General features: G+C 70.8%; 9 protein-coding genes and 1 riboswitch. Of the genes, 3 read left to right on the top strand and 6 right to left on the bottom strand.

The features are described from left to right. Positions 1 to 442 precede the first annotated feature (442 nt). From ACO6VK_RS10785 to ACO6VK_RS10795, 3 genes are all read right to left on the bottom strand, one after another. The gene (locus ACO6VK_RS10785) at positions 443 to 1,243 is read right to left on the bottom strand and encodes a DUF2092 domain-containing protein (RefSeq protein ID WP_422506981.1); all 801 of its coding nucleotides are present in this window, start codon (positions 1,241 to 1,243) and stop codon (positions 443 to 445) included. A gap of 118 nt (positions 1,244 to 1,361) precedes the next feature. Continuing rightward, on the bottom strand, positions 1,362 to 3,257 hold the full coding sequence (locus ACO6VK_RS10790; RefSeq protein WP_422506983.1) for a DUF885 domain-containing protein: 1,896 nt from the start codon (positions 3,255 to 3,257) through the stop codon (positions 1,362 to 1,364). Positions 3,258 to 3,328: 71 nt separating this feature from the next. Further along, the gene (locus tag ACO6VK_RS10795; RefSeq protein WP_422506985.1) at positions 3,329 to 5,113 is read right to left on the bottom strand and encodes an FAD-binding protein; all 1,785 of its coding nucleotides are present in this window, start codon (positions 5,111 to 5,113) and stop codon (positions 3,329 to 3,331) included. A gap of 190 nt (positions 5,114 to 5,303) precedes the next feature. Between ACO6VK_RS10795 and ACO6VK_RS10800 the strand changes: the two genes are divergently transcribed. The 3 genes from ACO6VK_RS10800 to ACO6VK_RS10810 are packed head-to-tail and all read left to right on the top strand — an operon-like array spanning position 5,304 to position 8,618. Continuing rightward, entirely contained in the window at positions 5,304 to 7,826 is a 2,523-nt protein-coding gene (locus ACO6VK_RS10800) for a heavy metal translocating P-type ATPase (protein WP_422507031.1), read from the top strand. 22 nt (positions 7,827 to 7,848) lie between these two features. Further along, the gene (gene cueR / locus ACO6VK_RS10805; RefSeq protein WP_422506987.1) at positions 7,849 to 8,343 is read left to right on the top strand and encodes a Cu(I)-responsive transcriptional regulator; all 495 of its coding nucleotides are present in this window, start codon (positions 7,849 to 7,851) and stop codon (positions 8,341 to 8,343) included. Between the two features lie 59 nt (positions 8,344 to 8,402). Further along, on the top strand, positions 8,403 to 8,618 hold the full coding sequence (locus ACO6VK_RS10810) for a heavy-metal-associated domain-containing protein (protein WP_422506989.1): 216 nt from the start codon (positions 8,403 to 8,405) through the stop codon (positions 8,616 to 8,618). Positions 8,619 to 8,740: 122 nt separating this feature from the next. Here the strand turns inward: ACO6VK_RS10810 and pnuC are convergent, their stop codons facing one another. The 3 genes from pnuC to ACO6VK_RS10825 form a co-directional block, all read right to left on the bottom strand. Next, entirely contained in the window at positions 8,741 to 9,331 is a 591-nt protein-coding gene (pnuC, locus tag ACO6VK_RS10815) for a nicotinamide riboside transporter PnuC (protein WP_422506991.1), read from the bottom strand. Next, a complete protein-coding gene (locus ACO6VK_RS10820; protein WP_422507033.1) occupies positions 9,328 to 11,499 on the bottom strand; it encodes a TonB-dependent siderophore receptor in 2,172 nt (723 codons plus the stop codon). Before ACO6VK_RS10820 ends, pnuC begins: the two co-directional genes overlap by 4 nt. Positions 11,500 to 11,569: 70 nt before the next feature. After that, positions 11,570 to 11,665: riboswitch (TPP riboswitch) on the bottom strand. A 39-nt stretch (positions 11,666 to 11,704) separates the two neighbouring features. Continuing rightward, positions 11,705 to 12,838: a phosphotransferase enzyme family protein gene (locus ACO6VK_RS10825; RefSeq protein ID WP_422506993.1), complete on the bottom strand. Its 1,134-nt coding sequence runs from the start codon at positions 12,836 to 12,838 to the stop codon at positions 11,705 to 11,707. Positions 12,839 to 12,876 lie beyond the last annotated feature (38 nt).

The raw sequence follows: 12,876 nt of genomic DNA on the forward strand, positions 1-12,876 counted from the left end.
GGCGGTGAACGCGGCGGCATCCCAGAACGGATGGTCCCAGTACGGCGGCGGCGGGGGCGGCGGATAGGGGTGCGGCCCGGGACCCGGGCCGGGTCCGGGTGGATGCGGTCCCGGCCCAGGACCAGGAGGATGCGGTCCCGGACCAGGGCCTGGGCCAGGAGGATGCGGACCCGGACCCGGACCCGGACCCGGACCCGGACCCGGACCCGGACCCGGACCTGGACCTGGAGCCGGATGTGGTCCGGGGCCGGGATGGGGGGAGAATCCGCCGCCGCCATGTTCCATGCCCCCGCCGCCGAAACCGGCGGGATGGGCGATGGACGGGTGCGCGAAACCGCGCAGTCCCGGTCGGGCGTGCGCCGGGGTGGGGAGCAGCACGGCCCCCAGCAGCAGGGTGGCCGCGGCGGCAGCGGTGGCGCGCAGGCAGGTGCGAGGATGCATGTCACTCTCCCCCTTGAACGCTGGCCTGCGCGCCGGTGTCCACCGGCACGAATACGATGCGGGTGGCACCGTCGGGACGGAAGGTCAGCTCGGCCGCCGTGACCGCGCGGCGGGTATCCCAGCGCAGCGTGGCCTGGTAGTCCGGCAGCGCCGGGTCGTTGTGGCTCGTGATCACCAGGCGGCGCGGCAGCTGGGTGCTGTCGGACACCCAGACCTGCCAGTCCACACCGGGCAGCCGGTACGCGTAATGGTGGGTGGGATCGCCATCGATACGGGTGGTGCCCACCGCCAGCGCCGACTGGAAGCGGTCGGTTGGGAACGCGTCGGTGCCCCAAAGGAACAGGTCGGCCAAGGGAAACTCCACGCCATAGGCGGCGGCCGAATCGGCCAGCAGCGCCTGCGTGCTGCGGTCCAGCCCGTCCAGCGTTGCGTAGTACTTCAGGCGGGGCGCGTACAGGGTGAGCGCATGCCCGTCGTAGAACAGCTGGCGATGCTGTTGTTCGCTTTGGATCTCCACGAAGAACCGGTCGGTGCCGAGCACCTTGTAGTCCACCGTGCCGGACAGGCTGACCTTCTGCCCGTCGTCGAGCACGTAGTCGGTGATGGTGTCCGCGCGGAGGGTGAAGTACGGCAGCGCGCGCAACGCCTTGCCCATGCGTTCGACGGCGCGGATCGCGTCGGGATCGAGTGCCGGGACCGCTGCGCCGGCCGGCGCGGTGGTCTGGGCCGCGCAGGGCACTGCGGCGAGCAGGGGCGCGGCCAGCATCGCTGCCACCAGCAGGCCCGATCGACGGTGCGGCATGGGACTCTCCTCGATGACGGTCGAGTCCACTGTGCGGAGCGCCTGCGTGCGCCACAAGCGGAGTTCCACGGTCCCGGCCTAGGTATTTCTACGCAGGCCGGCCGCGCCGCGTGCGGGACTAGCGGCGCGGATCGCCGCCGCCGCCGGCGATCCACGCATCCACGGCCTGCTCGACCACGGTCATCGGCAGGGCGCCGTTGCCCAGCACCAGATCGTGGAAGTGGCGCAGGTCGAAGCGGTTGCCGAGCTGGCGCCGCGCCTTGTCGCGCAGCGCCAGCAGCCGCAGCTGACCCATCTTGTAGGACGCGGCCTGGCCGGGCTGCACCAGGTAGCGGTTGACCTCGATGCGCACGTCGGCGGCGGTCATGCCGGTGGTGGCCTGCATGTAGGCCACCGCCTGCTCGGGCGTCCAGCGTTTGCGATGCAGCCCGGTATCGACCACCAGCCTGACCGACCGGAACATCTCGGCCTGCAGGCGGCCGAGGTCGCCGGCCGGGTCGTCGCGGTACACCCCCGCGTCGGCCATCAGCTGCTCGGCATACAGCGCCCAGCCTTCGCTGAACGCACTCGGGTTGAGGCTGCGGCGCAGCATCGGCAGGTCGTCCAGGGTCTGCCCGATCGAAATCTGGAAGTGATGGCCCGGCGACCCTTCGTGGTAGGTCAGCGTGGGCACGCTCCAGCGGGTGTTGGAGGCCATGTCGCCGAGGTTGATGAAGAAGGTGCCCGGGCGCGATCCGTCCAGCGCGGGCGGGTAGTAATAGCCGCCGGGCGAGGTCGCCTGCATGTGCACGGGTACCGGCTGCACCTGCAGCGGCTGGGTCGGCAGGCGGCCGAAGTAGGTCGGCAGGATCGGATCGAGATCGCGCAGCCGCTGCTGGATGTCGCCGATCAGCTGCTGGCGGCCGGCATCGCTGTCGGCGTAGCGGTAGCGCGGGTCGTCGCGCAGCAGGGCCACACGCGCGGCCACACTGCCGTCGCGCAGGCCGAGATCGCGCAGACGGGCATCCATCGCCTTGTCCAGGCGTGCCACTTCGTCCAGTCCGATCCGGTGGATCGCATCGGCATCCAGATCGGTGCTGGTGTACCAGCGCAGCGCGGCATCGTAGTAGGCCTTGCCTTCGGGCAGCGCCCAGACGCCGTGGTTGCCCGGATGACGCGCCAGCAGGCCATCGACATCGGCCATCAGGCGCTGGTAACCGGGATTGACCGCGTCGCGTACCGCCTCGGTGGCCTGCGTGATCCACGCGGCGCGTTGCGCGGCGGGGAGGGTGTCCAGCGCATCCAGCTTGCGCTGCAGCCCACGCACCCACAGGCTGTCCTGCGGGGCCGGCGCGAGCAGCGTGCGGAACTGGGTGGCCGCGCCCTGCAGCGCCAGTTCGGGTGGCACCACGCCCTGGCGCACCTGCATGTCCAGGTTGGCGCGGACCTGGTCGAGCTTGGTTCCCATCGCCTGCAGCCGCGCGATGTAGGCCGCCGCACTGGCCGCATCGGTGACGGCATGCTGGTTGTCCATGAACTGCGGCAGGTTGACCGGCAGGCTGAACAACTGGTCCACCGCATAGGTGCTGCCGCCCACCGGCAACCACGCCGGTGCCCACGGTGTCGCCATGAGGTCGATCTGGGCCTGGTAGAACCAGCGCGCCAGCCCGTCGCTGAGGCGTTGCTGCGGGCCCAGCGGTGCACCGTGCCAGCCCTTGATCGCGGCGAGGTTGTCGGCCAGCAGGCGGCGGTTGACCTCGCGCCTTGCCAGCGACACATCGGTCAACTGCCCGGCCGTATCGTTGGCGCCATCGCCGCGGAGGCCGAGCAGGGTGCGCAGCTCCGGGTCGGCGTTGATCGCCTCCATCGTCTGTGCATCCAGCAGGGCATTGAAGGACGCACCGGCCGGCGTGCTGTCCCCGGCAGGTGCTGACTGTGCGTGGGCAGGTGCGCACGGTACTGTCATCGCGAGGGCAACGACAACGGCAACGGCGAGCAGAGCGGGCAGGGCGGCAGCGGCTGGCGTGCGTGTCACGGGCATTCTCCGAAGAGCGATGGGCTGCGCGCAGGCTACGGCAGCGCGTGGCCCACTGCACCTGGCAACCGCTACCCCTGCGGGGTGAAGCCATCCCCGCTCCAGCCCTCGCTGCCCACACCGTGATGGATCACGAACAGGCCGTCCGGGTCGTAGCGGCGCTTGGCCGCCTGCAGGCGCGGATAGTGCGGCCCCCAGAACGCCTGTTGCCACTGTGGCTGGAAGTAGTCGCACTCGGAGACGTAGGTGGCCGGGTCCGGCGCCACCTCGCGCAGGGCGGCATAGGCACGACCGACCCGCACGGCGCCCCAGCGTGCGTCGCCGTCGTCCACCTCGCCGCCGCAGCCGGGGTACACCGGCCGGCTCGCGGTACCGATCAGCGCCAGTGCGAAGGCATCCAGAACGCCCGGATGGGTGGCGGTATCGCGCGCGGCGGCCAGCGCCTCGGCGGGCGCGCCGAACAGGCCCTTGTTGCAATGCAGTTCCACGTCCATGTGCGCGGCAGCGGCACAGATCGCGGTGGCCGCTGCCGTACGCCCGGCGTCGGACAACAGGGCCGACGGCAGCCAGACCGAGGCGTAGCCGTGCAGGAACCAGCCCACCTGGCTCTGGTCGCCCTTCCACAGCATGTGCCGCGGTGGTGCACCGGCGCGGGTGTCTTCGGCGATGAACTGCGGGGCGTGCGCGCGGAAGAATTCCGCATCCCACATGTGGCGGGCCGGCAGCGCCAGTGCCTGCAGGGGCTCAAGGAGGCGATACGCCGGACGCGCCTGCAGCCACGCCAGGAACGGCGCCCAGACCGCTTCCGCGTCGTCCTTGGCCAGCCCCTGGAACACCATCGACACGCGCAGGGTGCGCTCGCCGCGGAACGCGATCTGCTCGCCCCAGTGCCGATTGCACAGGGCATCGCGGTAGAAGCGGAGCATCTCGCCGACCAGCGCCTGCCACGCGTCGTCCGTGTCGGCCCGTACCGCCAGCGTGACGCCGCCGAAGGTGTCCGGCAGCGCGTGGGTGCGCAGCGTCAGGCGGGTGACGACGCCGAAGCTCGCGCCGCCGCCGCCCTTCAATGCCCAGAACAGCTCGGCATCGTTGTCGGCGTTGACCACCCGCACGCGGCCGTCTGCGGTGACCACTTCGGCCTCCAGCAGGTGCGAGGCCGCGCTGCCGTAGGCCTTGGAGAAGCTGCCGAAGCCACCGCCGGTGACCAGCCCGGCCACGCCCACCGAGGTGCAGCCACCGCCCTGCACGTAGCGACCGCGCCGGGTGGTGACCGCATCGTAGGCGTCGATCCACATGGCGCCGGCGCCCAGGCTCACGGCCGGCTCGGCGGCCGTCCCTGGCCGCGCGTTGTGCGGGATGAAGGCGTCGTGTACCTCCACCTGGTTCATCGCCCGGGTCCACACCAGCAGCGAATCGGGGGCGCAGGAGGTACCGTGGTAGCTGTGGCCACCGCCCTTGATCGCCAAACGCAGCCGGTGCCGGCGGGCGAAATCCACTGCCGCGGCGACGTCGGCGCTGCCGGTCGCCGCCACCGCCCGGGCACTGGGGACCGAGCGCCAGGCGCCGTAGTAGCCGCTGGTCTGGGTCAGTGCCGGCTGGTCACCGATGTAGAAGGGGTTGCGGATCTGGGCCAGGGCTTCGGCCCGCGCGGTGGCGTCGCCAAGGAAGGGCGACTGCGGGATGGAGAGGCGGCCGCCGACGGCCCGCGACAGCCGCGCCCACTCGGCATCGCACGGCCAGCCCGCGCTGCCCGGACGCACCCTCGGCAGGCGGGGCGCAAGGGTGGCGGTGGTCTTGGACAACAGGGGGAGCAGCGGCAGCACCAGTCCGGCCTTCAGGCAGTCGCGTCGTTTCATGGCGGTTCGTCCTCGGCCTCCAGGCCATCTGTTCGGGGGCCAGTGTCCGCCCGGCGGGGCCCGCCGTCAGCGGGCCGGGGCCGAATGCAGGCGCCTGTGGGACGAGTGGCGGCCGGGCAGGGACGGGCTTGACCTTCCCATGATGGGAATCTTTACCCTTGATCTCCCGAATCCCGTTTCCGAGGCCGCCATGTCGCCCAGCGCCACTCCCGCCCCCCTTGTCGCCCCGTCCGCCAGCGTGCGCATCAGCGTGCCGGTGGAGGGCATGACCTGCGCGTCCTGCGTTGGCCGGGTCGAGCGCGCGCTGAGTGCGGTGGCCGGCGTCCGGCAGGCGTCGGTCAACCTGGCCACCGAACGTGCGGACATCACCTTCGACGGTGCGCCCGATGCGCAGGCGGTGGTCGGTGCGATCGAGCACGCCGGCTATCAGGTGCGCGCCGCCACCACCGAACTGGCGATCCAGGAGATGACCTGCGCGTCGTGCGTGGGGCGGGTCGAGCGTGCCCTGGCCGCGGTGCCCGGGGTGCTGGAGGCCAGCGTCAACCTTGCCACCGAACGCGCCCGGGTGCGCCACCTGGACGGCGCGGTGCCACTTGCCGCGCTGATCGCGGCGGTCGAGCAGGCCGGCTATGTCGCCCGGGCGGTGTCGGCCGGCACCACGCAGTCGGCCGACCAGGACGCCGAACGCCGCGAGGCGGAAGACCGCTCGCTGCGGCGCGCGCTGACGGTGGCGGCGGCACTGACCCTGCCGGTGTTCGTGCTGGAGATGGGCGCCCATCTGATTCCGGCGCTGCACCACTGGGTGCAGCACACGCTGGGCGGGCAGACCAATGCGTATGTGCAGTTCGTACTGACCACGCTGGTGCTGTTCGGGCCGGGCCTGCGCTTCTTCCGCAAAGGCATTCCGGCGCTGCTGCGGGGGGCGCCGGACATGAATTCGCTGGTGTCGGTGGGCACGGCGGCCGCGTACGGCTATTCCCTGGTGGCGACGTTCGCACCGCAGGTGCTGCCGGCCGGCACCGCGAACATCTATTACGAGGCCGCCGCTGTGATCGTCACGCTGATCCTGCTCGGCCGCGTGCTGGAAGCGCGCGCGAAAGGGCGCACCTCGCAGGCGATCAAGCGGTTGGTCGGGCTGCAGGCCCGGACCGCACGGGTGGAACGCGATGGCCAGGTGCAGGAGGTCGCGCTCGACCAGGTGGTGACCGGCGATGTCGTGCTGGTGCGGCCGGGCGAGAAGGTGCCGGTGGACGGCACGGTGGTCGACGGCAGCTCCTACGTGGATGAAAGCATGATCACCGGCGAACCGGTCCCGGTGGCCAAGCAGGCCGGGGCCAACGTGGTCGGCGGCACGATCAACACCACCGGCGCGTTCCGCTTCGAGGTCACCCAGGTCGGCGCGGACACCGTGCTCGCCCAGATCATCCGCCTGGTCGAACAGGCGCAGGGCAGCAAGCTGCCGATCCAGGCGCTGGTGGACAAGGTGACGCTGTGGTTCGTGCCGGCGGTGATGGCCGCGGCCGTGGTGACGTTCGTGGTGTGGCTGGTGTTCGGGCCCGCACCGGCGTTGAGCTTCGCGCTGGTCAATGCGGTGGCGCTGCTGATCATCGCCTGCCCCTGCGCGATGGGGCTGGCCACGCCGACCTCGATCATGGTCGGCACCGGCCGCGCGGCCGAGCTGGGCGTGCTGTTCCGCAAGGGCGAAGCGCTGCAGGCGCTGCGCGATGTGGGCGTGGTCGCGCTGGACAAGACCGGTACGCTGACCAAGGGGCGTCCGGAGCTGACCGATCTGGAGATCGCCGACGGCTTTACCTCCGACGAGGTGCTGGCTCTGGTGGCGGCGGTGGAGACCCAGTCGGAGCATCCGATCGGCGCGGCCATCGTAGCGGCCGCACGGCAGCGCAACCTTGCGCTGGACGCGGTCGGGAATTTCGATGCGGTGCCGGGCTTTGGTGTCTCGGCCACCGTGGCCGGCCGCAGCGTCGCGGTGGGCGCGGACCGCTACATGACCCGGCTGGGGCTGGATGTCACGGCCTTCGTCGCGACCGCGCAGCGCCTCGGCGCGCAGGGCCGCAGTCCGCTGTACGCCGCCATCGACGGCCGCCTCGCGGCGGTGATCGCGGTTGCCGATCCGATCCGCGAGACGACGCCCGAGGCGATCCGCGCGCTGCATGCGATCGGACTCAAGGTCGCGATGATCACCGGTGACAATGCCGCCACCGCTGCGGCCATCGCCCGCCAGCTCGGCATCGATGACGTGGTGGCCGAGGTGCTGCCCGACGGCAAGGTCGCTGCGCTGCAGCAGCTGCGTGCCAACGGCATGCGGGTCGCGTTCGTGGGCGACGGCATCAACGACGCTCCGGCGCTGGCCGAGGCCGATGTCGGGCTGGCGATCGGGTCGGGCACCGACGTGGCGATCGAGGCGGCCGACGTGGTGCTGATCTCCGGCGACCTGCGTGGCGTGGCCAATGCCATCGCGATCAGCAAGGCGACGATCCGCAACATCAAGCAGAACCTGTTCTGGGCGTTCGCCTACAACGCGTTGTTGATTCCGGTGGCGGCCGGTGCGCTGTATCCGTTCAGTGGCACCTTGCTCTCGCCGATCTTCGCGGCGGCGGCGATGGCGCTGTCCAGCGTGTTCGTGCTGGGCAACGCGTTGCGTCTCAAGCGCTTCCAGGCGCCCTATGTACCGGCGCGAGCCGGTACCCTCTAACCGTCAACGGGAGGGTGAAACGATGAACATCGGTGAAGCGGCGCAGTTTTCCGGCGTCTCGGCGAAGATGATCCGCTATTACGAACAGATCGGCCTGATTCCGAAGGCGATGCGCTCGGAGGCCGGCTATCGCCACTACAGTCCCCAGGACGCGCACAGCCTGCGCTTCATCCGGCGCGCGCGCGACCTCGGCTTCTCGGTGGAACAGATCGCCGACCTGCTGGTGCTGTGGCGCGACCGCACCCGCGCCAGTGCCGATGTGAAGGCAATGGCGCTCTCGCATGTGGCCGGATTGAAGGCGCGGATCGACGAACTGCAGGCGATGGTCGGTACCCTCGAACACCTCGCCGAGCACTGCCACGGCAACGACCGGCCCGATTGCCCGATCATCGCCGACCTGGCCGAACCGGCCGCCGACGCGGCATCGCAGACGCCGCCGGCGGCGCGCAGAGCGCCGTTGTTCGGCGTCGATACGCCGGTGCCGTCACGCCGCACCGGCGCACGAAAAAACCGTTGACATTGCCATGCTGTCAGGCCGGAGAGTGATCGGACACCCTCACTCAACAGGTAGACACGATGTTCCAGTTCCACATCCCCAACATGACCTGCGGCGGCTGCGCCCATTCCGTGACCCGCGCGCTGCTCGATGCGGATCCGCAGGCCCGCATCGAAACCGATCCGTCCGCGCGTTCGGTGGAGGTCCAGTCGGAGCGCGATGAAAGCGTCCTGCTGGCCGCCCTGCTCGCGGCAGGGTACCCGCACACCGCGCGGCCCGATGCCGCGCGCGACTGACCGGGCAGACCGCATATGCATGCCCAGCATCACCTCCTGGTGATCCTGCCCTCGCTCGCGGCGGAGGCGTCCCTGTGGGGACGCCTGGCCGGGCCGGCCGGCACGGCGCCGCCGGCCAACGCTCAGCGGTGTCGCGCCGCCAGGGTGGCCGACGGAACACCGGCGGCGGACCAGGCACGCAGGCCCATCACCGCAAGGCCGACGAAGACCAGGTAGAGCACGGCGGTCACGTGCAGCGACTTGACCAGGTACATGCCGACGTACACCACGTCCACCAGGATCCACAGCCACCACGCGGCCACGTGCCGCCGCGCCTGCCACCACTGCGCGACCAGGCTCAGTGCGGCCAGCAGCGCATCCAGCCAGGGCAGGGCGGCATCGGTAAAGGTGTGCATTGCCGCGCCCAGCGCGATACCGGACACCACGCCGACGCCCAGGTCGCGCCACGCATGGCGACGCGACAGCGGCACGATGACGATCGCACCGTCTTCCACCGCATGCCGGCGCCAGCTGAGCCAGCCGTAGACCAGGAACGCGCCGAAGGCCACCTGCAGCAGCGTGTCCGAGTACAGGCGGGCCTCGATGAAGACCAGCGCATACAGCGCCACCGACAGCAGGCCGACCGGCCAGGCGATCATCCAGCGGCGCCCCATCATGGCGACGCCGGCCATGCTGACGATCGCGGCGGTCCACTCGAGCACGGCGGCGTTCATAGCGCGAACGTCACCGACAGGCGCGCCTGGCGCGGTGCGCCGGCGAACAGGTAGTAGTCACCGGCGCTGCTGCCGGTATCGCGCCAGTAGAAGCGATCGGTGACGTTGTCGACGGTGAGGTTCCAGGTCACCGGCCGCTCGCGCAGCAGGTGGCGGTAGCGCACGCCCACGTCGAACACGTGGTAGGCCGGTGCACGCACCGCACCGTCGACCGTGGCCACGTTCGCGCCGGCATAGCGCCAGCCGCCGGTCACGCCCAGGCCCGGCACGAACGGCACCTGGTAGTCGGCATGCACGGTGGCCCGCACCTTGGGCACGTTGACCAGCTGATGGCCTTCGTGGGCCGCGGTGCCGGTATCGCCGGCACGCGCCCGCAGTACGCTGGCACTGGCGTTCAGTTCAAGCCGTTCGGTCAGATGCCCCTGCGCGGTGAGTTCCAGTCCGGTGTGGACCTGCTGTCCTGCCTGGACGAAGGTGAAGCCCGCGTCGCTCTGGTCCGGCATCGCGTACTGGTAGGGCTGGGTGGTGCGGAACAGGGCCGCGCCGAGGGTCAGCGCATCGGTGGACGCGAACTTGACGCCCACTTCGACCTGGCGCGACAGCATCGGTGCGAGGAAGGTGCCGTCATTGCTGGTCCAGAAAGGGGCTTCCTGACCCAGCGAGATGCCACGGACGTAGCTTGCGTACGCACTGACCTCGTCGGTGGCCTTCCACACCAGCGCGGTCTGCGGCAGGAAGCGCGACAGCCGGCTGTGGCGTTCGGGGACGCCGGCCTTGCTGTAGGCATGCTCGTCCAGGCGCACGAAGCGGCCGCCCGCCAGCCACTCCCAGTCGTCGCCAAAGCGCATCCGGTCCAGCGCGAACACCGCATTCTGGCGGCTGTCCAGACGCCGCGCCGAGGCGCCCGGCTGCAGGGGCGACGGTGCGAACTGCGGCACCTGGGCGTCGTTGATGTTGGCCGTGCCCACGTATTCGTTGACGTTGCGGCGCTTGTCCACCGTGCGCCGGAACGTTTCGGCGCCGAAGGTCAGTGCGTGTTCCACCCGGCCGGTGTGCAGGGTGCCGCGCAGTTCGGCGCGTGCGGCCTGGTTGCGACGGGTGTCGTCCGGGCTGCGGTAGTCGTAGATGTCGTAGGCACCATCCGGGCCGAAGTAGTTGCCCGGCACGCTGCCATCGGCGCAGGACGCGGCGTAGTAGCAGCCGTAGGCGAAGGCGACGTTGTCGTCGATGACCGTGCGGCTGTGGCTGACCGAGACGCGCGACTGCCAGTCCGGGCTGAAGTCATAGGTGTGCAGCGCGGTGATGTTGGTGCTGTCGATGCCCACCGGCTGCTGCCAGGCCTGGTAGCCGAGCATGCGCGACCGGTCCACGCCGCGCGGCAGCGCCGTTGCGCCGAGCAGCTGGTAGCCGGAGGCCGAACGCTGCGCGCTGGTCTGGTAGTTGGCGTCCACCTCGAGCTTGCCGCGCTCGCCGATCAGCCAGTCGGCCGCCACCGAATAGAAGTTGCGGCGGCCGTCGGCATGGTCGATGTAGGACGCGGTGTCTTCCCAGGCGGCGTTGACCCGCACGCCGAAGCGCGGCGTCAGCCACTGGCCCACGTCCACGGCGGCATAGCGCGAGCCTTCGGCATCGGTGCCCAGGGTCACCGTGCGCACGTCCGCGGCACGCTTGCCGACGTAGTTGATGATGCCGCCTGGCGACATCACGCCGGCGGCGAGACCGGCTTCGCCCTTGAGGATCTCCACCGCCTGCACGTTCTCCAGCGCCAGCCGCTGCTCGCCGGCGATGGGCAGGCCGTTGAACCGGTAGCCGGTCGCGGTATCCAGGGCGAAACCGCGGATGGCGATGTTCTGGTAATAGCCGACCGGGGCGTAGCTGTCGCCCAGCGACGCGTCCTGGGTTGCGATCTCGGACAGGGTGCGCAGTTGGCGGCGTTCGATCTGCGTGCGGTCCAGCCGGGTCACCGAGGCCGGGGTGCTCTTCCAGTCGCCGGCACCGAAGCTGGTGGACTGCGCGGTATCGGCGGCCGGCTGGCGTGCCTGCACGCGCACCGCGGCCAGCTCGGTCGGCGAGCGGTCGGCGGTATCCGGGGCGGGTTCGGCCGCGTACAGCGGCAGGGCGGCGCACAGGGCGACGGTCAGCAACGCAGGGGGATAGCAGCGGTTCATTCGATTCGTCATCAGCCAGCAGAAGGAGACGAAGCGACGGCGCGCGCGCATCGACCGTCAACGGTCCCTGCGCCCACTGCTCAAAGCTCCCTACGCCGGTGCAAACCGGATCAGGTTCCAAGGGACTCTCTCAGCCTGGTTTCGCCAGGCACCCCCGCTTCAGCGGCTATTTCACACCAAATGGCGCGCGTTTGCGAGCGCGGGCTCAGGCAGTGGCGTGCAGCGCCTCCCGCAGCGCGGTGCCGTGGGGCGTGCCGAACCACTGCGCATGGCCCAGCAGGAAGGTCCGGTAGGCCACGTCCGCGTTGGGCGTGGACAGGGTCACGCCGTGGAAGTACTCCACCTCGGACAGGGCGAAATCCAGGTGCACCAGCGGCAGCAGGTCCGCCAGCAGATGAACGCGTGCCGCCGACAGCGGCAGTACGGCCCGGTAGCCGTCGAGCAGGGCCAGCGCGATATCGGTGCGTACCGGCACCGGGCCGTCCAGGTCCAGCCAGGCAATCGCATTGCGCTCGATCGCGGTGGCGAGGTCGAACAGGGCGCTGGTCGGCGAGGCCAGGCCGAAGTCGAGCACGGTGCTGACCCGGTCGCCGGTGGCAGCCTGGTGCCACAGCAGGTTCGACACATGCCAGTCGTTGTGCGCCCACAACCGTGGCTCCTGCTCCAGGCGCCCGGCCAGGCGCGCATGCCAGGGCAGCAGGTCGCGCTGCAGATCGTCCTGCCAGGCGGTGCCGGCCAGGTAGTCGGCCAGGGCAGGGCGCTCGCCGAGCTGTGCCGCGAGGGCGGCGATCGGGTCGGCGGCGCGGATCAGATCGTCGCGGGCCACCAGCAGGTGCGTGCCGCGCTGGGCCGCGTGGTACCCGGCCGCGGCCTGGTGCAGTCCGGCCAGCGCCCTGCCGGCTTCCCTGGCCTGGGCCGTGTCGGTCAGCGGGGTCCAGGAGGGGGCGTCGCGATACCGGTCCTCGCCCTGGCCGACCCCGTGCAGTTCGTAGGTCCAACCGGCATGTTCGACCGCCGTTGCGCCTGCCCGGTCGCGCAGCAGCGCGGCCACGGGAACGCCGTGGGCCGCGAGGTGCGCGATGAAGCGGTGCTCTTCCTGCAGGGTGGCGGCACTGCGCACGCTGGCGTGGTGCCGCTTGACGAACACCGCATCCGCGCCGTGGCCGACGATGGCCGCGGCGGACAGCGGGCGGGGACTGTGCCACTGCAGCGCGGCATCCCCCTGCAACGCCGGAAAGCGCGTGCGCAGCCAGGCGATCTCGGTCGCGTCGATGGCGGGCCAGTCCGGGGCCACCTCATCGTTGTCGAGGCCTTGGACGCGGTGGTTGGGATGGGTCATGGCGTGGCGATCGAAGACGGCGGTGCAGGGGCAGGGCG

Origin of the sequence: Stenotrophomonas sp. GZD-301 (assembly GCF_049310345.1) — a bacterium.
Classification (GTDB): domain Bacteria; phylum Pseudomonadota; class Gammaproteobacteria; order Xanthomonadales; family Xanthomonadaceae; genus Stenotrophomonas.

Bases quoted from the DNA above. Each gene is read 5' to 3' on its own strand.
- ACO6VK_RS10785 (WP_422506981.1), bottom strand. From the start codon at position 1,243: ATGCCGCACCGTCGATCGGGCCTGCTGGTGGCAGCGATGCTGGCCGCG.
- ACO6VK_RS10795 (WP_422506985.1), bottom strand. From the start codon at position 5,113: ATGAAACGACGCGACTGCCTGAAGGCCGGACTGGTGCTGCCGCTGCTC.
- ACO6VK_RS10800 (WP_422507031.1), top strand. From the start codon at position 5,304: ATGTCGCCCAGCGCCACTCCCGCCCCCCTTGTCGCCCCGTCCGCCAGC.
- cueR (WP_422506987.1), top strand. From the start codon at position 7,849: ATGAACATCGGTGAAGCGGCGCAGTTTTCCGGCGTCTCGGCGAAGATG.
- ACO6VK_RS10810 (WP_422506989.1), top strand. From the start codon at position 8,403: ATGTTCCAGTTCCACATCCCCAACATGACCTGCGGCGGCTGCGCCCAT.
- pnuC (WP_422506991.1), bottom strand. From the start codon at position 9,331: ATGAACGCCGCCGTGCTCGAGTGGACCGCCGCGATCGTCAGCATGGCC.
- ACO6VK_RS10820 (WP_422507033.1), bottom strand. From the start codon at position 11,499: ATGAACCGCTGCTATCCCCCTGCGTTGCTGACCGTCGCCCTGTGCGCC.
- ACO6VK_RS10825 (WP_422506993.1), bottom strand. From the start codon at position 12,838: ATGACCCATCCCAACCACCGCGTCCAAGGCCTCGACAACGATGAGGTG.